This window comes from Streptomyces coryli (genome assembly GCF_011044975.1).
Taxonomy (GTDB): domain Bacteria; phylum Actinomycetota; class Actinomycetes; order Streptomycetales; family Streptomycetaceae; genus Streptomyces; species Streptomyces coryli.
This window is the reverse complement of sequence record NZ_JAAKZV010000568.1, coordinates 1-874: the sequence shown is the minus strand read 5'-3', so window position 1 is coordinate 874 and position 874 is coordinate 1. Positions and strand designations below refer to the sequence as shown.

At 75.7% G+C, this 874-nt stretch carries 1 protein-coding gene; it reads left to right on the top strand.

Translation table 11 applies throughout. The annotated features are described in order from the left end of the window. Window positions 1-874, top strand: an 874-nt coding sequence (locus G5C51_RS42230; protein ID WP_165246245.1) for an ATP-dependent helicase, incomplete at both ends; no start/stop codon positions are given.

The window sequence follows — 874 nt, the reverse complement described above, 5'->3', positions numbered from 1 at the left end:
GTGGGCGGGTGGGCGCAACCCTCGACCCCGAGACCGCGCTCACCCTCCTCACCTCCCCCCTCGGCGGTCTCGACGCCACCGACATCCGCCGACTCGGTCGCGCCCTCCGCGAGGAGGCCCGCACCGCCGGCGCGCAAGTCCCGCCCCCCTCCGATCACCTCATCGCCGAGGCCCTCGCGGAGCCGGCAAGGCTCGCCGCCCACGACCCCGCCTACGCCCGCGGCGCCCAGCGCCTCGGCAATCTCCTCGCCAAGGCCCGTAAGAGCCTCGCCGCAGGCGGGACAGCAGAAGACGCCCTCTGGCTCCTCTGGGACGGCACCCCCTGGCCGCAGCGGCTCCAGCGCGCTGCCCGCCGAGGCGGCCCCGCGGGGCGTAACGCCGATCGCGATCTCGATGCCGTCGTCGCGCTCTTCGAGACCGCCGCCCGCGCCGAGGAGCGCAGCGGCGGGCGCGGTGCGCTCAACTTTCTCGAGGAGATCGACGCCCAGGACATCGCCGCCGACGTCCTCACCCGCCGCGCCGTCCGCCCGGACGCCGTACGCCTGATGACCGCCCACCGCGCCAAGGGCCTGCAGTGGAAGCTCGTCGTCGTCGCCCAGGTCCAGGAAGGCCTCTGGCCCGACCTCCGCCGCCGCGGCTCCCTCCTCGAAGCGGATCGCATCGGCCCCGACCGCCTCGAGGACCCCCTCACCCCGGGCGCCCTCCTGGCCGAAGAGCGCAGGCTCTTCTACGTGGCGGCCACCCGCGCCCGCGACCGCCTCGTCGTCACCGCCGTCCAGGCCCCGGCCGAGGACGGCGACCAGCCCTCCCGCTTCCTCAACGAACTCGGCGTCGAGCCCAAGGACATCCGCACCCGCCCCCACCGCCCCCTCTC